Source organism: Pseudoalteromonas sp. TB51 (assembly GCF_000498055.1).
In the GTDB taxonomy this organism is placed as follows: Bacteria; Pseudomonadota; Gammaproteobacteria; order Enterobacterales; family Alteromonadaceae; genus Pseudoalteromonas; species Pseudoalteromonas atlantica.
In genome coordinates this window covers 24,331-45,294 of the sequence record NZ_AUTO01000316.1, presented here as the reverse complement: position 1 = coordinate 45,294, position 20,964 = coordinate 24,331, and the positions used below count along the sequence as shown (strand labels likewise).

16 protein-coding genes and 1 pseudogene are annotated in these 20,964 nt (G+C 42.7%); 8 read left to right on the top strand and 9 right to left on the bottom strand.

Going from position 1 to position 20,964, the window contains the following annotated elements:
- Position 1 precedes the first annotated feature (1 nt).
- From astA to L650_RS0119625, 6 genes are all read right to left on the bottom strand, one after another.
- The gene (astA, locus tag L650_RS0119655; protein ID WP_004588189.1) at positions 2-1,018 is read right to left on the bottom strand and encodes an arginine N-succinyltransferase; all 1,017 of its coding nucleotides are present in this window, start codon (positions 1,016-1,018) and stop codon (positions 2-4) included.
- A gap of 84 nt (positions 1,019-1,102) precedes the next feature.
- Positions 1,103-2,308, bottom strand: a complete 1,206-nt coding sequence (locus tag L650_RS0119650) for an aspartate aminotransferase family protein (RefSeq protein ID WP_004588188.1) — start codon at positions 2,306-2,308, stop codon at positions 1,103-1,105.
- Positions 2,309-2,752: 444 nt separating this feature from the next.
- Positions 2,753-3,913 (bottom strand): HDOD domain-containing protein, encoded by a 1,161-nt coding sequence (locus L650_RS0119645; RefSeq protein ID WP_029774137.1) that lies wholly within the window; start codon positions 3,911-3,913, stop codon positions 2,753-2,755.
- A 46-nt stretch (positions 3,914-3,959) separates the two neighbouring features.
- Positions 3,960-4,541 (bottom strand): anthranilate synthase component II, encoded by a 582-nt coding sequence (locus L650_RS0119640; protein ID WP_004588186.1) that lies wholly within the window; start codon positions 4,539-4,541, stop codon positions 3,960-3,962.
- 128 nt (positions 4,542-4,669) lie between these two features.
- The gene (locus tag L650_RS23940) at positions 4,670-6,943 is read right to left on the bottom strand and encodes a putative bifunctional diguanylate cyclase/phosphodiesterase (RefSeq protein WP_085065537.1); all 2,274 of its coding nucleotides are present in this window, start codon (positions 6,941-6,943) and stop codon (positions 4,670-4,672) included.
- A gap of 332 nt (positions 6,944-7,275) precedes the next feature.
- The gene (locus L650_RS0119625) at positions 7,276-8,265 is read right to left on the bottom strand and encodes a zinc-dependent alcohol dehydrogenase family protein (RefSeq protein WP_029774135.1); all 990 of its coding nucleotides are present in this window, start codon (positions 8,263-8,265) and stop codon (positions 7,276-7,278) included.
- Positions 8,266-8,566: 301 nt separating this feature from the next.
- Here L650_RS0119625 and L650_RS0119620 point away from each other — a divergent pair, with 301 nt between their 5' ends.
- The gene (locus tag L650_RS0119620; RefSeq protein WP_004588182.1) at positions 8,567-8,806 is read left to right on the top strand and encodes a YdcH family protein; all 240 of its coding nucleotides are present in this window, start codon (positions 8,567-8,569) and stop codon (positions 8,804-8,806) included.
- Between the two features lie 146 nt (positions 8,807-8,952).
- Here the strand turns inward: L650_RS0119620 and L650_RS0119615 are convergent, their stop codons facing one another.
- A complete protein-coding gene (locus tag L650_RS0119615) occupies positions 8,953-9,780 on the bottom strand; it encodes an SDR family NAD(P)-dependent oxidoreductase (RefSeq protein ID WP_024032030.1) in 828 nt (275 codons plus the stop codon).
- Positions 9,781-10,086: 306 nt separating this feature from the next.
- Here L650_RS0119615 and galE point away from each other — a divergent pair, with 306 nt between their 5' ends.
- The 7 genes from galE (at position 10,087) to glpD (ending at position 19,077) form a co-directional block, all read left to right on the top strand.
- Positions 10,087-11,100, top strand: coding sequence for a UDP-glucose 4-epimerase GalE (gene galE, locus L650_RS0119610; protein WP_029774134.1), 1,014 nt, complete (start codon positions 10,087-10,089; stop codon positions 11,098-11,100).
- Between the two features lies 1 nt (position 11,101).
- Positions 11,102-12,166, top strand: a complete 1,065-nt coding sequence (locus tag L650_RS0119605) for a UDP-glucose--hexose-1-phosphate uridylyltransferase (protein WP_029774133.1) — start codon at positions 11,102-11,104, stop codon at positions 12,164-12,166.
- Positions 12,156-13,304: a galactokinase gene (gene galK, locus L650_RS0119600; RefSeq protein ID WP_024032028.1), complete on the top strand. Its 1,149-nt coding sequence runs from the start codon at positions 12,156-12,158 to the stop codon at positions 13,302-13,304. Before L650_RS0119605 ends, galK begins: the two co-directional genes overlap by 11 nt.
- Before the next feature lie 19 nt (positions 13,305-13,323).
- A complete protein-coding gene (locus L650_RS0119595) occupies positions 13,324-14,325 on the top strand; it encodes a Gfo/Idh/MocA family protein (protein WP_029774132.1) in 1,002 nt (333 codons plus the stop codon).
- A 31-nt stretch (positions 14,326-14,356) separates the two neighbouring features.
- Positions 14,357-15,685 (top strand): alpha/beta hydrolase family protein, encoded by a 1,329-nt coding sequence (locus L650_RS0119590; RefSeq protein ID WP_029774131.1) that lies wholly within the window; start codon positions 14,357-14,359, stop codon positions 15,683-15,685.
- A 205-nt stretch (positions 15,686-15,890) separates the two neighbouring features.
- The gene (glpK, locus tag L650_RS0119585) at positions 15,891-17,390 is read left to right on the top strand and encodes a glycerol kinase GlpK (RefSeq protein WP_085065536.1); all 1,500 of its coding nucleotides are present in this window, start codon (positions 15,891-15,893) and stop codon (positions 17,388-17,390) included.
- A 181-nt stretch (positions 17,391-17,571) separates the two neighbouring features.
- A complete protein-coding gene (gene glpD, locus L650_RS0119580; RefSeq protein ID WP_029774129.1) occupies positions 17,572-19,077 on the top strand; it encodes a glycerol-3-phosphate dehydrogenase in 1,506 nt (501 codons plus the stop codon).
- A gap of 71 nt (positions 19,078-19,148) precedes the next feature.
- On the opposite strand, the gene L650_RS0119575 is transcribed toward glpD, so the two are convergent.
- A complete protein-coding gene (locus L650_RS0119575; protein ID WP_029774128.1) occupies positions 19,149-20,105 on the bottom strand; it encodes a 2-dehydro-3-deoxygalactonokinase in 957 nt (318 codons plus the stop codon).
- Between the two features lies 1 nt (position 20,106).
- Positions 20,107-20,858: pseudogene (locus tag L650_RS0119570) on the bottom strand (SDR family NAD(P)-dependent oxidoreductase).
- Between the last annotated feature and the right edge of the window lie 106 nt (positions 20,859-20,964).

The window sequence follows — 20,964 nt, the reverse complement described above, 5'->3', positions numbered from 1 at the left end:
ATTAAACTGGGGTTGCGCTTACGGTGTCGCCCGATTGTAGCTGTAGGGCATCGGCTATTTGTTGCGATAAAATAAGGCTGCTTGCACGCTCATCAAAGCTAAGTGCTGCAACCGTTGCACGGTAATCTTCTAACTTGCCGTTAGCAAGCAGTACCATGGTATCGCCCGATGCTTCGCCTATTTCTACTTTAAAGTCTTTCGCATTACGAATAGTGGCAATGTTATCTACTTTTGCTTCTACTGTAGGGCCCGCATCAAAAATATCGACGTAACCGTTGAAGGTAAATCCTTCATTTTTTAATAGCTCAATAGCTGGGCGTGTGTTGTCGTGTACTTTACCAATCACCGCTTGAGCGTCTTTGCTCAGCAAGTTTACGTAAATTGGGTACTTTGGCATTAGTTCAGCAATAAACACTTTTTGGCCTATACCTGTTAGGTAATCGGCGGTAGGAAAGTCCATTGAGAAAAAGTGCTCTTCTAGCCACTGCCAAAACGGGCTGCTGCCGTTCTCGTCAGACACGCCGCGCATTTCTGCTATTACTGTTTGTGCAAAACGCTGCTCATGCTGTTTTATAAACATAAAGCGCGCTTTTGAAAGAAGTTTACCGTTACAGTTTTTACGATAGCCATCTTTCAAAAATAAGGTACATAGTTCTGTCGCGCCGGTGTAGTCGTTACATAGGGTTAAAATATCAACCGCTTTGTATACATCTAACGTGCGTGATGAGTGAATTACTTTACTTAAGTGGTAATGATAAAACGCATCATCAAGCCCTACTGCAGCTTCAATAGCTGAAGTACCGACTACTTCACCGGTTTCGGTATCTTCAAGAACAAACAGGTAGCCTTCGTCACCAGGTTGTGACGTTTGTTTAGCAAATGAACTTACAGAATGGTCAATTTTCTTTTGCAGTAACTCTTCGTTTAACGGCAAAGATGTAAAACCATGACCCGATTCGTGGGCAATTTTTAATAACGCTGCGTAATCATTTTGCTGGATTGGGCGAAGGATCATCATGAGTCCGCTTGCTCCCTTATCAATAACGGTAAATAGAATATGCAGGGCAAGCAGGCTTGCCCTTAATAAGGTGGTTTAACGCGCTTAAGCGTTTACTACGCTTGCTACTGCTTTTTCAAAACGCGCCATACCTTCGCGAATATCCGCTTCGGTGATTACTAACGATGGCGTAAAGCGTACTACATCAGCACCCGCTACAAGCGACATAAGCCCTTGCTCGGTAGCTGCTACTAAAAACTCTTTAGCACGGCCTTTGTATTGCTCGTTAACGGCTGCACCAATTAATAAACCTTGGCCACGAATTTCGCTAAACACGTTGTATTTTTCGTTTACCGCGTTAAGAAGCTCGTTAAATAATGCTGCTTTTTCTTTTACGCCCGCCAGNACTTCAGGGGTATTTACAGTATCAAATGCGGCTTCAGCTACTGCACACGCCAGAGGGTTACCACCGTAAGTAGAACCATGAGTCCCTACTTTTAAGTGCTGTGCAATCTCAGTAGTCGTTAGCATAGCGCCAATAGGGAAACCGCCGCCAAGTGCTTTAGCTGACGTTAAAATATCAGGCACTACGTTTAAACCTTGGTATGCGTATAGCTCACCAGTACGGCCAACACCTGTTTGTACTTCATCAAAAATAAGCAGTGCATTGTGTTTAGTACATAGCTCACGAACGCCTTGTGCAAATTCGTCAGTTGGCGAAATAATACCGCCCTCACCTTGCAGTGGCTCCATCATTACGGCACATGTTTTGTCGCTAATTAGCGCTTCAAATGCAGCTAGGTCATTGTAATCACAATGTACGATGTCGCCTGGCTTAGGACCAAAACCATCTGAGTATGCAGCTTGCCCGCCTACGGTTACGGTAAAGAACGTACGACCGTGAAAGCCTTTGTTAAATGAGATAATTTGTGATTTTTCAGCACCAAATTTATCAAGTGCAAAACGACGAGCTAATTTAAGTGCAGCTTCGTTTGCTTCTGCGCCTGAGTTTGCAAAGTAAACTTTTTCAGCAAAGGTCGCATCGACCATTTTTTTAGCTAAACGCAGCGCAGGTTCGTTAGTCATTACGTTTGATAGGTGCCAAATTTTTTCGCCTTGCTCTTTTAATGCACCTACTAATGCAGGATGGCAATGGCCAAGACAGTTAACAGCAATACCACCGGCAAAGTCGATAAATTCTTTACCTTGTTGATCCCATACGCGAGAGCCTTCGCCTCGAACAGGAATAACGCTTGAAGGCGCGTAGTTAGGAACCATTACGTGATCAAATAATTCGCGATTGACTGTCATTTTTTTTCCTCTTAATTGTGAGCAACACAAAACATCAAAATAGGTGTTTGGTTATAAATGTAACCAAGATATTTACGCACTAAATAGCAAAAGGTTGAGCGTAAAACTGCCTTGTGGTTCAATTTTCAGGCGCTCATTATTTCAGATATTTGTGGTGCTGTCTCGTTAAAAACTTTCATGCAGGCCTTTAAAATAAAGGCCTTGGGATATTATTTCATAGATAGTGAATAACTATCTGCATAGAAAATAAATGCCATTTTTTAATACTTATGCGCCTGCGCAGTGAGTCGCGCCTTACATTAAGTGCTTAAAGCGAGGTGTGCTTGGGGAGATGTTAATGAATGAATAGTCGCAAAAAAATTAACAAAAAATTCAATAGTTAATGAAAATTTGCCGCCACCAACGGCAATTTACCGATATAAGGACCAGCGAGTAAGCTGCTTTTTAGTCAATTTGAATAGCAAGGTTGGTAAAATTGCTTGTTTCGAGGGCTTTTAGCTCATTTTTAGTGAATTGATGATACGAAAACCATGCCTGCATTTCATCTTGTTCAATAAGTTGGTGCTGTTTTAGATTTAAATACTGCGAATAGCATCGCGCTTTAAGCATGACTTCACTCATAGGGAAAACATCACTACTTTGCTCAATACCATGAACAAGTTGCGCCATAACATGATTAAACGGCAAAAACTTAAAAGCCATTTTTCGTATAACTTTAGCACTTAACTCAAGCGACTTATTACTTAACAACGTGGTTAAAAATAAGGGATCTGGCTTTAGCTCCATCAATGCCGTGTGTAAATCTTTTTGCTGTGCTTCGCGTGCTATTTGCACTTTGCGTTGCCATACCTGTTCAAAGGTTTTTAAGTACAAACGCACTAAGGCAATACGCCCAACATCTATAAGCATGCCCAGTGTAAACGCATGTACGGGGTTTACATCGTTAAGCTCTGCAATTTTTTGCGCCGCAATTGCATTGGCCATGGCGGCATCGCGCAGGCGGCGTTTTAATAATGGAAATGGCTCTGTGCTGTGTGGCATCCAATGGCGCATAGCAAAAGTAGGAATTACCAATTGTAAGTTATCAAGGCCAATATAGCGCAGTGCAAGTGCGGGGCTGTCTACTTTAACTGAGGTACTTTTGCTGCGCTGCTTTCGGTAGTAAGGCAGGTTTACCAATGACACTAATTCGCGGCCAAGCCAACTAGAATCATTTACCAATGGCTCTAAACGCCCAACACTTGCCGACTTAACCGCCAGTATATCTAGCATGGTAGCAACGTTATCTTCTATGCCTATGGTGTTTTGAATAACAGCATCCATATCTTCTAATTGCTTAAATATGGCTGTTTCTATTACTTTATGAAGTTGCTTGCTCGCTTGTGCTCGGTACTTATGATGCGCGGTGCTACTTTGCTGGCGTTTATGCTGTGCGGCAACTTCTACTTCTAATAAAGTGCGTTGCTTCATTGGTTCGCCATAATCAATTTCCAGCGTATGAATAAAGCCAATTTGTTGATGTGCAAAACTATGGCCAAGCATCAAGTCGTGAGCACGCTGGTCAAGCATTGAGGCTATTCGCTTTTGCGACGCAAGTTCAGTCATAAAGTCCATTCAGTATAAGTATTACCATTCGGTGGTTACTGTAAGGTTAGAAGCGAGATAAAAAGTTAGCAAGCAATTCGAGCCCTTGAGTTGTTAAAATAGCCTCGGGATGAAATTGCACGCCTTCAAGAGCAAGCTCTGTGTGAAGTAGCCCCATAATTTCGTCAAACTCACCTTGCTCGGTTTGGCTCCATGCGGTAATGGCTAATTCACTCGGTAAACTGTGTTTTTCGACCACCAGCGAGTGATAACGACACACAGTAAGCGGGTTTTCTAAACCGGTAAATACCCCCTTATTATTATGAACAATAGGTGAGGTTTTACCATGCATGACTTGCTTAGCACGTATAACCTTGCCCCCTAGCGCTTGCGCTATAGTTTGATGCCCTAAGCAAATACCCAAAATAGGATAAATGCCTTTTAGTTGCTCAACGACATTGAGTGACACGCCCGCTTCGTTTGGCGTACAAGGCCCCGGAGAAATAACAATATGCTTGGGGTTAAGTTGCTTAATTTGCGCAACAGATATTTCGTCATTACGCTTTACCAGCACCTCTTGGTTTAAGCGCTGAAAGTATTGTACTAGGTTATAAGTAAACGAATCGTAGTTGTCGATCATCAACAGCATTACACAACGACCTTATTTAATAATGTAGTGCTCTTTGCTCACATGTGTGGCTTGTAAAATGAGCGATAGAAGCTTTTATAGGGCCATTCTATCACTAATAATTACCCAACATACATTAGCAAAACGCCTTAAAAACTTACGCCTTTAGCTAAAAATGCTTCAAATTCGTTTGCTGGTATTGGCCGGCTTAACAAGTACCCTTGAATTAGGTCGCAGTTATACTCTTTTAGTTTTTCAAGTTGGGCATGCTCTTCTACGCCTTCGGCGATAATATCGAGCCCTAAGTTTTTAGCTAATTGGCAAATACTCAGTACTAAAGCCTGATCCCGTGTGTCTGTGGCCATATTGCGCACAAACGACTGATCTATTTTTAATTTATTTACCGGAAAACGCTGTAAGTAACCCAGCGACGAATAGCCCGTACCAAAGTCATCAATTGATAAGCTAATACCCAGTGCACTCAGCGCCTGCAGTACTGAAATACCAAACTCTTCATCGTCCATAATGGCGGTTTCGGTAATTTCTAGCTCAATTAAATGCGCGGGCACGTTAAAATGTGCCAACCGCTGTTTTATGCTTTGCACAAAGTCTTGCTGTGTAAATTGCCTTGCCGATATATTAATAGCCAAGCGGATATTTAAGTTTTGCTGATGCCATTTTTTAGCTTGGGCAAAGGCACTATCAAGTATCCATTCGCCTAATGGCAATATAAACCCGCTGTGCTCGGCAATAGGAATAAACTGTGCCGGAGAGACAAATTTCCCATTATCAAACCACCTAATTAAACATTCGCAGCTGTTTATGGTTTGCGATTTAAGGTGCATTTTAGGCTGAAAATAAAGCTCAAACTGCTGCTTTTCAATGGCGGTATCAAGGCGCCGAGCAATATGCAGCTGCTGGGCGTGCTTAACTCCGCTTTCGGTATCAAAATGAGCGTAGGGAATATTACGTTTTACTGCCTCTTCTAAGGCAATATTGGCGTGCAGTAGAAGCGTTTTATAGTCATTACTGGTTGGGTAGCGTGTTACACCGCAGTTAAAGCTCATGCGCATTTCACCGTACGGTGTGCTAATAGCTTGGCTTAAACGGCTTTGTACGCCTTTGAGTAAGTCATCTAGGGTTGTCGAGCAATCTTGCTCGGTATAAATAACCACAAAGTTTGCATCGGCAATGTGGTAGAAGGTCAGTTTGTTTTTACTTTTTAGCTGCTGAGAAAATTTATTAGCGCTGCGCGATAAGTGCGTAGCAAAGGCATTTATACACTCGTTAGCGCCCGATAAACCATATTGCTCAAGCAATAGCTTAAAGTGGCTTACATCAATCAGCATTAAACTAAAAGGCTGCTCAAGCGAAATTAGCTCATTGGTGTATGTTTCTAAACTGGCTTGGTTTGGCAACTTTGAATACGGGTGATGAAAGGCTAAATACTCTAATGAGCGCTCTGCCTCAAATTGCTCCGTTACATCGCGTATGTGTATATCAAAGGCATCTATTTCTTGCAGCCAATGTATTTGGTAAGTGAGGTAATGGTTATCTAGCTGTGTATAAAAACGCTCAACATGACTAGCCGACTGCTTAGTGTCTATTAGTTGCTGCTTTATATTAGGGCTTAGTAATGCAATGGGCGTGCTATGTTTATCGCTTACGTACGCTTTATGCATAGCAATAGCGGCAGGGTTACAGTAGTTAAGCTCAAGGTTGGCGCTTAAACTCACAATTGGGTTAGGGTTGCGCGTTGGAAATAGCGCTAAACGTTCGTTACGGGCACTAAGCTTTATAAATTTAGATGCGTAACGCCCTGTATAAATGCTTACCAGCACTATGGCAAACGTAAACAAAAACACAATATTGACTGTGGTGTGCAGGTTGCTTTCGGTGTCTTTGTAGCCGCTATCAACTGCATTTGAAATAATCGTTTCTGCATTTGTTAAGTGCCCCATCACTTGGGCTTGCAGTTCGGTGAGTTGCTCTAGTTGTGCTCTGGCTAAATCCCAACTAGTGCTGCTGCTTGATAAGTTTTCGTGTAATTTAAGTGCTAAGTCTAAACCACTTTTAAACTCATCACTTAAGCTGCTTTCTAGCGCTAATGTGCTGTGGTTTTGATCTAGGTTTTTTATTAGCGCAAGTATACGTACATGGTTTTCTAAAAAGTCGATTAAATAAAGTTCACGCTTACTCGTTGCGTAATACTCATATAATAAGCGTTCTTGCTTTACTAGGTAGGTTTCGATTAATCGAATATCGCGCAGCGCCGGAATTTGCTGTTCCATTAAGGTCGATGAGGTGCGCTTAATGGTTTCTGCCTGATAATAAACCATCGCAGACAGTACACAGCCTACCAGCACAATACCGATATAAAACTGCTTAGCTTTACTGGCAAATTTATTAGTGAATATTTTCATATAAACGCTTGCTCTGACCCTAAAATATTAACAACTCATTTTAAAACGTAATTATATACGATTAATAAAAGCACTATTGTTTATATTTGGTTATAAAAAAGGGTGTGCAAACGTTAATCAGGCGGGCATAAAAAAGAAAGAGGCCGGCGAGGATGCCGACCTTAATGATACCAATCCGCAATAATACTTAATCATTTTCAGGGGCTAAACGTGTCGCTATCTACGTTAAAAAATTCTCATTTAGAGCAACTAAATAGCGAATTTTTTGCCTTGCTATCAACACGCTTTTCCATCCTCAAATTAGATCACTTAATTATGCGGATTGGTATAATTTATTGTACAGAAATAACAACTTTGGCCATAGCTTGGCCACTTGCTAAGCGGTCATGCGCTTTAGCGGCTTCTTCTAAACTAAAGTCTTGCTCATCAAGTACTGGGCGCATACCGCCTGCTTCAACAATTTGCGCAAGTTTAGTCAGTTTGTCGCCGTGGTCTTGACGGTTAAAGTCGTGGATCATTGGAATAAGCATAAAGATTACGTTTAACGATAACCCTTTAAAGTGTACTGGGCTTAAATCTACTTCTAATAAAGAAAGCGTTGTAGATACCTGTGCATTTAGCTTTGCTGCAGCAAATGAGTTAGTAAGGTTACCACCACCTACTGTGTCAAATACCATGTCAAAGCCAATATTATTTGTGTGCTTTTCAACGTATTGCTCTACAGTCTCATCTTTAAAGTTAATGCCTGTAGCGCCAAAGCTTTCTATTAGTGCTAGTTGCTCTGCGTTACCGCCAGTTGAGTAAACATCAGCGCCAAAATGCTTAGCTAGTTGTACTGCTAAATGGCCTACACCACCTGCGCCGCCGTGTACTAATACTTTTTGGCCTGCACTTACACTTGCACGTGTTAAGCCTTCAAGTGCTGTAATACCTACAAGTGGAATAGCGGCTGCTTCTTTCATGCTTAGGTTTTTAGGTTTGTGAGCGATTAAGCGCTTATCAGCAAGAATAAACTCAGCAAGTGCACCTGGTAAATCGCCTAGGCCACCAGCACAACCATATACTTCATCACCTACTGCAAAGTCTGTTACGCCTTCGCCAACAGCTTCAACGGTGCCTGCAAAGTCCATCCCTAAAATGCCCGGTAGCTTTGGAGCAAAGGGTAAGTCAGCACCCATTTGACGAATCATCATATCAATTGTATTTACGCTTGTTGCGGCAATACGAACTAATACATTACCTGCTGTTACTTGTGGTTTTGCAACCTCAGCTGCTACAAACTCTTCAGTGCCACCAAAATTATTAATTGTCATTGCTTTCATGGGTATTGCCTCTGTTATCTGTCGATAAGTAATTATGTAATGAAGCTTCATTGTAGACACACCCTTTACAAATGATAATAAGGCTAAACATACAATCAGTTTCAAAATAATATTTATAATAGAGTTTAAAAATCACTCCATCACTGTTTAAAAGTAGGCATTAAACAAAATGCTACCCAGTCGCTGCGCTATATCAATTTAAGCTAGCTATGGTTGATTTATTATTGTCTAAGCCCCAGAGTAATATATGAAAAGGTAGTAATTCACTTAAGTAACTCATTTATCCTACTAAGGAGCGAATATGTTAGGCGAAGACCACTCACTTACCAATGACTTTCCACAGTACCTAAATACCATTGCAGAGCTAAATAAAAGCGACACAGAATTTGCTAAAAAGGCAGATAAATACGACAAGCTAGATAAAGAGATTCGTGTTTTAGAGCTTAAAGATGCGCCCATTAGCGATGAGCAAATGAATCAACTGAAACATGAGCGTTCAGAATTAAAAGATTGGTTGTACGAGCGTTTACAACAAGAGTAATGTTGTACGCAAAAAAAAAGAGTTCACCGTTAGGTGAACTCTTTGACGATCAACAAAGGGTAAAACATTTAAAGCACATATCGGCTTTATAAAAAACAACTAGGCCTTATAAGGCATGAGTAAAATCTTTTCGCGTTATTTTGCTACTAGCTATCAGCATTTAGCTGAGCAAGCAGGCTATCTAACGTATCAACTAACTGCTGATTTTTAGCAGGGTTGAGCGCATCTGGATGTGGCGGTGCAAAGCGCTCTGCATCGTTATCGAAATAAAGGCCAGTGGCATCTTTAAATTCGTCACTTAATGCGGCGCGGCAAAAAATATCAGCGCCTAGTTTTAAGTCGCCACCAGCAAGCCCGTAGGCATCTTTTACCATTTTACTACCTAGTAACGACTTAGGGTTTACCGCAACAACTAATGGCCCGCTGCCTTTAAGTGCTAAACCTAAGTGACGCGACCACATAGTAATAGCCAATTTGCTTTGCGCGTAGGCTGCGCTATCTGATAGTGGCTTTTTGCCCACTAACGAGTCAAAGTTAACGCTGGTTTGTGCAGCCGATGACACGTTAACCACACGTGATTGCGTGTTCATTACAGGCAGTAACGCTTTAGTAAGTAAATAAGGCGCTAACGTATTAACTGCAAACCGTGCATCTAGCCCATTTACAGTCGTGATATTTGCCAATTTATAAACACCGGCGTTATTAATAACTACATCAAGTATTTTATTCGCGTTTTGTAAGTCGGCTAACACTGACTGAGCCAAGGTGTTTACTTGCGCCATATCGCTTAAATCGGCAATGTAGGTGGCTGTGCTTGCTTGCGGGTAATCAGCGTTTAAGCTTGCTTGTACAGTATTTAACTTGTCCTGGTTGCGGCCATGTAATAATACAGTATGCCCTTGCGCTAACAACATTTTAGCGGTCTCTAGGCCAATACCGTCGGTGGCACCGGTTAATAAAATTGTTTTTTTCATGTTGAACGTTCCTTTTTATATTAAGACTTTGGCCATTGCATTAACGACAAATTACACACACATTAGCTAGCTGCTATTTATTAATAGTACCACCACTTTTAGCGACTAATAATTAGTGGCTCAGTAGAATCAGTTTATAGAATTAATTGATAAACCTATGCGCCCTTATTAAGTAGGTATAGCCATTGTGCCTTTGCTTGGGTGAATTTTAAGCGTTTATTTGAAATAACGGGCAATCATAACTATTGTTTTTAAATTACCTTAATAGTAGTATTTATCATATAAATACACTTTTCGAGAAAACACATGAAAGTTTTAGTTACAGGCGGTATGGGTTATATAGGTAGCCACACATGTATTGCCCTTCATGAGGCAGGCATTACCCCAGTTATTTACGACAACTTATCTAACGCAAGCCCCCGTGTGCTTGATCAACTCGAAAAAATTACCGGCACCCGTTTTGAGTTTATTTTAGGTGACATTCAAGACGAGCAGCAATTTAAACTTGCCCTTAAACACAGCCAAGCTGAGGCCGTATTTCACTTTGCAGCACTTAAAGCGGTAGGTGAATCAACCGAGCAACCACTGCGTTATTACCAAAACAATGTGTCGGGTACATTAAGCATGCTACAAAACATGCAAGAGGTAGGCGTTAACCATATTATATTTAGCTCATCGGCCACTGTGTACGGCGAGCCAGACTACCTACCTATTGATGAAAAACACTCTATACGCGCTACTAACCCATATGGTTGGACTAAAGTGATGGTTGAACAAGCCATGCAAGACGTATGCAATGCTAACAGCCAATTTATGGGCATTGCTCTTCGCTACTTTAACCCTGTTGGTGCACACCCAAGCGGCTTATTAGGCGAAAGCCCAAATGGTATCCCAAATAACTTAATGCCGTTTATTGCTCAAACTGCGGTAGGTAAACGCGAAGTGGTTAATATTTTTGGTGACGACTACGACACCAAAGATGGCACCGGCGTGCGCGACTATATTCACGTTTTAGATTTAGCTAAAGGCCATGTAGCGGCCTTTATGCAACACAAAACAGATACCGCCTTTCATGCTTACAACTTAGGCACAGGCCAAGGGTATTCGGTGCTTGATATGATCAAAGCATTTGGCGCATCAGCCAATAAAGATATTCCTTATAAAAGTGCACCGCGCCGAGCAGGCGATATTGCCTGTAATTACGCCGATGCCACAAAAGCGCAAACCACCCTTAACTGGCACGCAGAACTAACACTGAGCGACATGACTAACGACACATGGCGCTGGCAAACTAATTACCCAAGTGGGTTGGAGAGTTAACATGGCTTTATTAGAAAGTACTCACAGACGTAAAAACCCGCTAACGGGACGCTGGGTATTAGTATCACCGCATCGTAATAACCGCCCGTGGTTAGGCGCTACAGAAGCAGTAAACGAAAGCGTACTACCAAAACACGATGAAAGTTGCCCACTTTGCCCAAGCAACACCCGTGCAAATGGCGACAGCAACCCAGATTACAAATACACCCATGTATTTAGAAATGACTTTGGCGCACTTACCCCTAATGAGAGCGAGCAATCGCAAAGCTTGGACTCAGACAGCGATTTATTTATTGCTGATGAAGCAAGCGGCGAATGCCGTGTAATTTGTTTTTCGCCAGAGCATAACAAAACACTGCCAGAGCTTGAGCACGATGCCCTACACGAAGTAGTAAAAACCTGGAAAGACAACTACACAGAACTTGCACAACACTATGAATGTGTTCAGGTGTTTGAAAATAAAGGCGAGATCATGGGTTGCTCGCAACCTCATCCACACGGCCAAGTATGGGCGCATTCGCACTTATCAACCGAAATAGAAGCCGAAGATACCCAGCAGCTTGCCTATTTTAAAAAGCATGGCAGCGCGATGCTTGCCGATTACGTGCAAAAAGAGCAAGCAGATAAAACCCGCGTCGTATTTGAAAACGAGCACTGGCTTGTTGTGGTGCCATTTTGGGCAGCGTGGCCGTTTGAAACACTGCTTGTAACTAAAGATAACATTCAAAACTTTAGCCAGCTAAACGATGCGCAAACAGACGCCCTAGCACAAGCGCTTAAAGTATTAACCACTAAATACGACAACGTATTTAATTGTAGCTTCCCGTATTCTATGGGATGGCACAATGCACCGGCTAATCGTGGCTCAGATGAGCAACATTGGCGCTTACATGCCCATTTTTACCCGCCGCTACTTCGCTCTGCCACCGTTAAAAAACACATGGTTGGCTACGAAATGCTAGGCGAAAGCCAGCGCGATTTAAGCGCAGAAACAGCTGCCTCTATTTTACAAGCAGCCAGTACCACACACTACAAAAAAACAGCAGGACACACAGATGACGCTTAACGATTTTCAACAACAATTTTTATCACTGTACGGTGCGCCTGCTCAAGGTATTGCTGCAGCACCTGGGCGTGTAAACCTAATTGGCGAATTTACCGATTACAACGACGGCTTTGTATTTCCGTGCTCGTTAGAGTTTCGTACTCAAGTTATGTTTAAAGAGCGCGACGACAACATCATTACCGTGCATTCGTTAAATTACCCAGGCGAAAAAGACAGCTTTAGTGTTGATGAAGACATCAGCGAAGGGCAATCGCAATGGGGTAACTATATCCGTGCCGTGTCATTTGTTTTAAAGCGCGCGGGCCATACTTTACGCGGCGCCGATTTACTTATTGACAGTAACTTACCGCAAGGCAGTGGTTTATCGTCATCGGCGGCATTAGAAGTGGCCATTGGTGGTATGTTTAACCATATTGCACAGCTTGGCTTAAGCGAAGAAAAAATTGCCTTACTAGGCCAAGAAGCCGAAAACGACTTTATGCATTGCCAATCGGGCATTATGGATCAGCTTATTTCGGCAAAAGGCGAAAACGGCCATGCGCTTTTAATTGACTGTGAAAACCTAGCGACTGAATCAGTAAAAGTACCCGATGATTTAAACATTGTTATTGTTAACTCTAACTACCCACGTAAATTGGTAGATAGCGAGTACAACCAACGTCGTGTTGACTGTGAGCAAGCAGCTGCAAAAATGAATGTAGCCACGCTTCGTAAAGCCACCATGGACACGCTTGAAGCAACTAAAGATGCACTAAGCGAAAACGAATACAAACGTGCACACCATGTAATTAGCGAAAACGAGCGTGTAATTGCAGCAACTAAAGCGCTGCAAAATAACGACATTGATACGCTGCGCGAGCTAATGGCGGCATCGCACCAATCGCTTAAGCATTACTTTGAAGTAACCGTGCCAGCAACCGACGGCCTAGTAGAAATTTGTAAAGAAGCGATGGGCGAACGCGGTGCAGTACGTATGACCGGCGGCGGTTTTGGCGGTGCTATTGTGTGTTTATGCCGTGATGCAGAAGTACCACTTATTAAAGCAGCGGTTGAGCAGCACTACTTTGAACGTTTTAATTTAAATGCCGACATTTACGTATGTTCAGCAGGTTCAGGATTACAAATTACGTCTTTTTAAACATCATTAAGGAATAAGCATGGCAAAGGTTAATTGGGGTATTATTGGGTGTGGCAATATTGCTCACACCTTTGCTAAAAGCATTGCGCATTGCGCTAATGCACAGCTTATTGGCGCTGCATCGACCAGCGAGCAACGCGCAAAAGAATTTGCCACACACTATTCAGTTAAAGGCTATGAGAGCTACCAGGCCCTTATGCAATGCCCACACATTGACGCCATATATATTGCTAATACCCACGAGCAACACTTTAAAACTATTGCGCAATGCTTAGTGCACGATAAGCATGTACTCAGCGAAAAGCCCATTACTGTTAATGCACAGCAACTCACAACCCTTAGCCAGTTAGCCGAGCAACAAAACTGCTTTTTAATGGAAGGTGTATGGATGCGCTTTTTACCTGCCATAGTAAAACTGCAGCAGTTATTAAGCGAGGGCGTAATAGGCAAAGTACACAGTGTTAATGCCAACTTTAGCCTAGCGGGCAACTTTGCTGACTCACACCGTTTAATGAACCCTGCGACTGCAGGTGGCGCATTGCTTGATTTAGGTATTTACCCTATATCGATTGCCGATGTGGTATTTAATAAAGCCCCTGAACAAATTAAATCATTAGTACATAAAAGCACGACCGGCGTAGATGAGCGCAGTGTAACCCTTATAAATTACGGCCAAGGGCAATTTGCGCAGCTTAGTAGCGCGTTACAACAAAATGGCCCTACCGAAGCCTGTATTTTAGGGGAGCACGGGTATATTCGCATTGCTGAATTTGTTGGTGCACAGTCGCTAGAGCTTCATTTAAACGCACAACAAGTGCAGCAGTTTGATTTTAGCTTTAATGACGATGAAAACTTTAAATTTGAAATTGCTCACGTTAGCGAATGTATTTTACAACAACAAACACAAAGCAATGTATTACCGCTCAGCACAAGCCTGCGGGTAATGCACATAATGGATACGCTTCGGGCGCAGTGGCAGCTTAAATACAGCGATAGCGTTGAAGCCCATCAGCTAGATTAATAATAAAAAATACACACAACAAGGATACACAATGACAACCACACACACATTGAAGGCGCTTTCAAAAGCCTTGCTGCTAGCAACGGGCTGCTTAACAGCAAGTACTGTTTTTGCAGATCAAAAAACGCCTGAGCAACTCTACCCACCTTTAACCAGCGAAGTACTTCCTGAGCTTGCTGCTAAAGGTAGTTACAGCGTTGGCGTACAAACGCTTGATTTAATAAATCCCGCACAATTTGATCCTGCAACCCAAGGAAAAAAAGATCGTCCTTTAAAAGTAGAAGTGTGGTACCCGGCAACAAACAGTGCAAACGCACCCTTAACCAGCTACAGCGACATAACCCGTACAGGTAAAACGTTTACCTTACAAGCCGATGCCATGCGCGATGTAGCCATTAATAACAAGGAGCACTACCCTGTTATTGTGCTCTCACACGGTTATACCGGCTATCGTACAATTATGTATTACTTGGGCGAACATTTAGCATCGCATGGGTACATTGTGGCAGCCATAGATCATACCGACTCAACCAATGCAGATGTTGATTTTAAAAATGCGCCGTTTTCGGGCTTTTTTAGTACCCTTATTAACCGATCACGCGATCAACAATTTGTACTTAACTACTTTAACGAACAGAGCAACTTTGCCAGCAAGCAAGTGGATAACAAAAAAGCAGGCATAATTGGTTACTCTATGGGTGGTTTTGGCGCGGTTAATACAGTTGGTGGCTGTTATGACTTTAATGAGAAAACTACTGCAATGTTTACCGGTATGAAAGACCCTGCACAAATAAAACAAGTGCAGCAATTACTAAATAGCTGCGCGGGTGGGCAATATAAAAACCCACAAGTAGATACACGTATTAAAGCTATGGTGGCCTTTGCGCCTTGGGGCGGGCAACATAACTTATTTAATGCCAGTGCTATGCAAAACATTAAAGTGCCTTCGCTTTATATCGCGGGTAGCTTAGATGATATATCCGGTTATGAAGGCATTAAAAACCTATATAACCAAACGGGCAGCCCCGACAAGTACCTGCTTACTTACAAAAATGCGCGCCATAATATTGCGCCGCACCCTGCTCCTGCTATTGCCAAACGTAGCAGCGAATTAGATATAGGCCATTACTACGAGCCATCGAGGTCAATGCGCACCTTAAACGAGACCAACAAACACTTTGTACTTGCTATGATGGACTGCCACGTAAAAGGCATTACCAGCCAATGTGAATACCTAGACTTACCACAAAATGGCGACCAAGCTGTGGTTAATGGTAAGCCACTGCCAGCATGGCATGGGTTTGATAATCGTTTTTCTACTGGTATGGATTGGCAACAAGCTAAACCGCGCACCAAGTAACACAAACTTTGGCGGCTATTTTTATATTTAGCCGCATACGCACTTAAAATAATGCTGCTATAAAACACCTGTTATTTAAAAGAGTTAGCAAATAAAAACAGCGTGCTTATTTTTTAAACGGCTATTTTAAGAAAAAATCATTGCCATTAATGTAAGTTAAAGGCAATCTAGTCATATATAAGATAAGATAAATAACACAAATATCATGTCAAAATACATACTCTCAATTGATCAAGGAACCACAAGCTCTCGGGCCATCTTGTTTACAAAAGATGCAGACGTTTTTGGCTCAGCACAACAAGAATTTTCGCAGCATTTTCCACAAAATGGTTGGGTAGAACACGACCCTAACGATATTTGGCAAACCGTGCTAAGTACCAGCCGCGAAGTATTAGCAGATAAAAACGTTAAGCCTGAAGAAATTATTGCCATTGGTATCACCAACCAACGTGAAACCACTTTAGTGTGGAACAAAAAAACCGGCAAACCTATTTATAACGCCATTGTGTGGCAAGACCGCCGCACCAGCGATTACTGCGAAAGCCTAAGCACTGACGAGCTTTGCCAAACCATAAGCGATAAAACCGGCTTACTGCTAGACCCGTATTTTTCGGCCACTAAAGTACGCTGGATTTTAGACAACGTTGAAGGCGCACGCGAACAAGCCCTTGCAGGTGAACTGGCGTTTGGTACCGTTGATACCTACTTACTATGGCAGTTAACCGGTGGTAAAGAGCACCGCACCGACGCCACCAATGCATCACGCACTATGTTATTTAATATTCATACTCAGCAATGGGATCAAGAGCTACTCGATTTATTCGAAATTCCTGAATCTATGCTGCCCCAAGTGATGGACTCAGCCGACGAGTTTGGCTCAACCAGCGATGAGATTTTTGGCGCACCAATACGCGTATGTGGTATTGCCGGCGATCAGCAAGCAGCCCTTGTTGGCCACGCATGTTTTGAGCAAGGTATGGCAAAAAGTACTTACGGTACGGGCTGTTTTTTAATGCTGAATACCGGCGAAAAAGCGCTTACCTCTGAAAACCGCTTACTAACCACGGTGGCTTATAGGCTAAATGGCAAACCAACATACGCCATTGAAGGCAGCATTTTTATGGCAGGCGCCACGATGCAGTGGATTGTTGAAGGCTTAAAACTATTAAGCCATGCCGGAGAGAGCGAATCGTTAGTAAAAGATGTACCGCTTGATCATGGGGTATTTTTAGTGCCTTCGTTTACAGGTTTAGGCGCGCCCTACTGGGACCCAAATGCACGTGGCGCTATTTTAGGTTTAACTCGCGACTCGGGCATTAGCACCATTGTTGCTGCTGCGCTGCAATCGGTTGGGTATCAAACCAAAGACTTACAAAAAGCAATGGAGCGTGATGGCTTACGCCCAAGCGTGTTACGGGTAGATGGCGGTATGGTTAAAAATAACTGGGTACTGACCTTTTTATCAAACATTTTAGGCGCAACGGTAGAGCGCCCAACAGTGACCGAAACCACCTCTTTAGGCGTAGCATACTTAGCAGGCTTACAAACCGGTGTGTATGAGTCAACTGAGCAATTAGCAAAAATGTGGACCTGCGACCGTCGCTTTGAGCCAACAATGAGCGCTGACGAACGTAACGATTTATACGCAAAGTGGCAGCACTGTGTAGCGCAAGTTTGTCTCTCTAGTGNCCCAGCCGCTAATTAAAATTAGCGGCTTACAAAACACCGGCAACAGCGCTTAAATGGCGCGTTGTACGCTGTATGTTTTAAAAAGATCAGGATTAAAAATTAACAAGCAAAAAGCGCGGTTATCTATTGTCAAATAAGAGCCGCAGCTTTATGATGCTATATGTCTTATTTATATTACAAATAAAAAGGTTAGCTCGGTGGAATTAGCAGATAACGAATACGACCTACTCGTCGTCGGTGGCGGTGTAAACGGCACTGGAATAGCAGCTGATGCAGCAGGCAGAGGATTAAAAGTTCTATTGTGTGAACAATCAGACCTTGCCAGTGCAACGTCTTCAAATAGTTCTAAGCTGATCCACGGCGGTTTACGCTACCTTGAACATTACGAATTTAGATTGGTAAAAGAAGCCTTGGCTGAGCGCGAAGTGCTGCTTAAAAATGCCCCGCATATTATGTGGCCGCTCACCTTTAGGCTACCGCATCAATCGCACCTACGCCCTGCATGGATGATCCGCATTGGCTTATTTATGTACGACAACCTAGCTAAGCGCGAAACACTTTCTGGCTCGCGTGGCATTAAATTTGGTGAAAACAGCGTATTAGAACCTTCAATTACAAAAGGGTTTGAATACTCAGATGGCTGGGTTGATGATTCACGTTTGGTAATTTTAAACGCCTTAGCAGCCAAAAACAAAGGCGCAACCATTGCTACGCAAACCAAGTGTGTAAGTGCAAAACGCATCGATAACCAATGGCAAGTAACGCTTGAGCAACAACAAACTAAGGCGCAACAGACTATTAAAGCCAAAGGTATTGTTAATGCAGCAGGCCCCTGGGTTGCAAAATTATTTGACGAAGCACTGATAGAAAAGTCACCACAAAATATTCGCCTTGTTAAAGGCAGCCATATTGTGGTGCCGCGTATTCACGATGAAAAACAAGCCTACATTTTACAAAATAAAGATCAGCGCATTGTGTTTGTTATACCGTTTGAAGATGACTACTCGCTAGTAGGCACCACCGATGTTGAACACAAAGGCGCAGCGCAAGATGTAAAAATTAGTGATGAAGAAATCGATTACTTAATCGATATTACTAACAGCTACTTTAAAAACCACATTAAACGCGAAGACATAGTACATACCTTTTCGGGTGTGCGCCCACTGCTTGATGACGAATCAGTGAATGCACAAAAAGTAACGCGTGATTACAAGTTAGAGCTTTCAAGTGAAGGCAAACACACACCACTGTTAAGTGTGTTTGGTGGCAAAATTACCACCTACCGTAAACTTGCCGAAGCTGCAGTGAATAAGCTTGAAGAATTTTACCCACAAATGAGTGAAGCATGGACCAAACACAGCGCCTTACCCGGTGGCGATTTTAGCTCGGTAGAAGCGCTGACCAATGAGCTTAAAGCGGCTTATAGTTGGTTACCAGAAATCACTCTTAAACGCTTTGTACGTACCTACGGGACTCGTGCAAAACTAATTTTAGGCAGTGCAACCCAGCTCAGTGATTTAGGCCAAGACTTTGGTCATGGCTTATTTGCAGCAGAAGTTGATTACTTACTAAATGAAGAATGGGCGGGTAACGCTTACAATATTTTATGGCGCAGAAGCAAACTAGGGCTGCGCTTTAATGAAGCACAAGTGGCAACGCTTAATCATTATATTACGCAAAGCCTAGCGGCTAAAACAGCTTAACAGCAGCTTTAGCCCTTACTTAATTTAAGAACTAGCCCCCAATAATTGCACAATCAATATTGGGGGCTTTTTTATATTTGCTTGGTTTTATTACTATTAAATAAGTAGTTAAAACCACTTAACGTAGCCTCTTTCACGTCAAACTCTACACATTGCACACCAATGCAATTTAACGCATGGGTAAAGCAGGTATTTAGTTGCTCTGTGCCAATAACCACCACTTTAGAATTATTCACCAATTGCCATTCACTGGCATGGCGTGCAGCGCGTACATCACTACCAATAAGCACGCCCGACAAGTATGCCTTGGCTTGCACTGGTGTTAACTCTTTTGAAAGCTGGCGCGTACGAACACTAAAAATACCGTGCGCCAAATTACCGCTGTCACTGCCTAACGTGAGTTCACAGCCTTGCTCAAATGCATGCCAATCAAACTCCCCCGCTTCACAGTCGTTAGGAATAAGTACACTCTGATGACATAGCAAGTCGTATAATTCGCCGGTCATTGCGGTTTTAAAACAGATGATTTGGCCATCTTTTAACAGTACCCATTTAGTATGGGTACCGGGTAAACAAATGAGTACGTTGCCGTGCTGATAGGCCGGGTTTTGTTTTAAAAAACCTAATATTTGCAGCTCTTCGCCGCGCATTACATCAAATAAATTGTTTTGTAATGTGCATTTTGTACCAGGCAAAGCACTGACTTTGTTACCTGCACAATCAAAATTAATTGCGCCACTAAGTAGGCTTTCGGGGTTTATGGGGCACGCTAAATAAGGGGTTTCTTTCCAGCCAATACTTGAGGTGATTTGCCCTGCCATATAAATAGGTAAAACGCCGTATTCGCTGGTCCATGGTGCAACGACACCAATTAAAGTATGTTCAAAGTTTTGTTTATCTCTAATCACACCTGGGCCGTCGCGCTGAGCAATTAAAGTTAACTGCCCTGTGGTATTTACGCTGCATAAATAGGCGCGTAAATGACTCGTGCCCCAATCTACGGCTATAAAAAGGTTTAAGTGCTGCAACTTAGAGCCTCCCACCGTCAATTTTAATACCTTGACCGGTGATCATACTGCTTTCGTCGGCAGCTAAAAAAAGTGCCAAATTAGCTACATCTTCAGGGGTTACTAACTTTTTAAGTGCCATGGCTTCCATCCACTTCACTTGCTCTTGCTCGGTAAACCAACTGGCTAATTGGCGGTCGGTGGCAACCCAACCCGGTAAAATAGCATTCACCCGAATACCAAATTCACCATAATCGCGTGCTAGTGCTTTAGTCATGCCGATTAAACCGGCCTTTGCCGTTACGTAACCCGNGGCTGCCCCATGATGGCATTGATAGAGCTAAAATTAATAATACTCCCCGCGCCTTCGCTTTTCATAAAAGACATAGCGACTTGCGAGGCAAAAAACGCCGGATTTAAGTTAATTTGTAGGCATTGATCCCAATCTTGTACTGTAACGTCTTCACTGGCTTGGCGGCGGTCGTTGGCTACATTGTTTACCAGTACATTAATAGCGCCTAGTTCAGCACATGCATCTACCAAAGATTGCTGTAAAGCATTTGAGTCGGTTACATCAACCTGTCTAAACCACAATTTGGCGTTAGGCAGTGAGGCTATAAGAGATTGGGCAGCCTCGTTATTAATATCTATAAAGGCAATTTTGGCAGCTTGAGCGGCAAACGCCTTTACCATTGCACGGCCAATGCCTGAAGCACCCCCGGTAATAAAAACAACTTTGCCAGAAATACTGGGGTAGTGAGCGTGATTATTCAAATGCGTTTCTCCATAATACAGACTGCCCCTCTCAATATTTATAATTATTTGCTAAAGAGGATTACTGTTACAGCTGTGTTAAAATACTTGCCTTTAACAAAGTTTA

Excerpts from the sequence above, each read along its gene's own strand:
- astA (WP_004588189.1), bottom strand. The coding sequence starts at position 1,018 with ATGATGATCCTTCGCCCAATCCAGCAAAATGATTACGCAGCGTTATTA.
- L650_RS0119645 (WP_029774137.1), bottom strand. The coding sequence starts at position 3,913 with ATGACTGAACTTGCGTCGCAAAAGCGAATAGCCTCAATGCTTGACCAG.
- L650_RS0119640 (WP_004588186.1), bottom strand. The coding sequence starts at position 4,541 with ATGCTGTTGATGATCGACAACTACGATTCGTTTACTTATAACCTAGTA.
- L650_RS23940 (WP_085065537.1), bottom strand. The coding sequence starts at position 6,943 with ATGAAAATATTCACTAATAAATTTGCCAGTAAAGCTAAGCAGTTTTAT.
- L650_RS0119625 (WP_029774135.1), bottom strand. The coding sequence starts at position 8,265 with ATGAAAGCAATGACAATTAATAATTTTGGTGGCACTGAAGAGTTTGTA.
- L650_RS0119620 (WP_004588182.1), top strand. The coding sequence starts at position 8,567 with ATGTTAGGCGAAGACCACTCACTTACCAATGACTTTCCACAGTACCTA.
- L650_RS0119615 (WP_024032030.1), bottom strand. The coding sequence starts at position 9,780 with ATGAAAAAAACAATTTTATTAACCGGTGCCACCGACGGTATTGGCCTA.
- galE (WP_029774134.1), top strand. The coding sequence starts at position 10,087 with ATGAAAGTTTTAGTTACAGGCGGTATGGGTTATATAGGTAGCCACACA.
- L650_RS0119605 (WP_029774133.1), top strand. The coding sequence starts at position 11,102 with ATGGCTTTATTAGAAAGTACTCACAGACGTAAAAACCCGCTAACGGGA.
- galK (WP_024032028.1), top strand. The coding sequence starts at position 12,156 with ATGACGCTTAACGATTTTCAACAACAATTTTTATCACTGTACGGTGCG.
- L650_RS0119595 (WP_029774132.1), top strand. The coding sequence starts at position 13,324 with ATGGCAAAGGTTAATTGGGGTATTATTGGGTGTGGCAATATTGCTCAC.
- L650_RS0119590 (WP_029774131.1), top strand. The coding sequence starts at position 14,357 with ATGACAACCACACACACATTGAAGGCGCTTTCAAAAGCCTTGCTGCTA.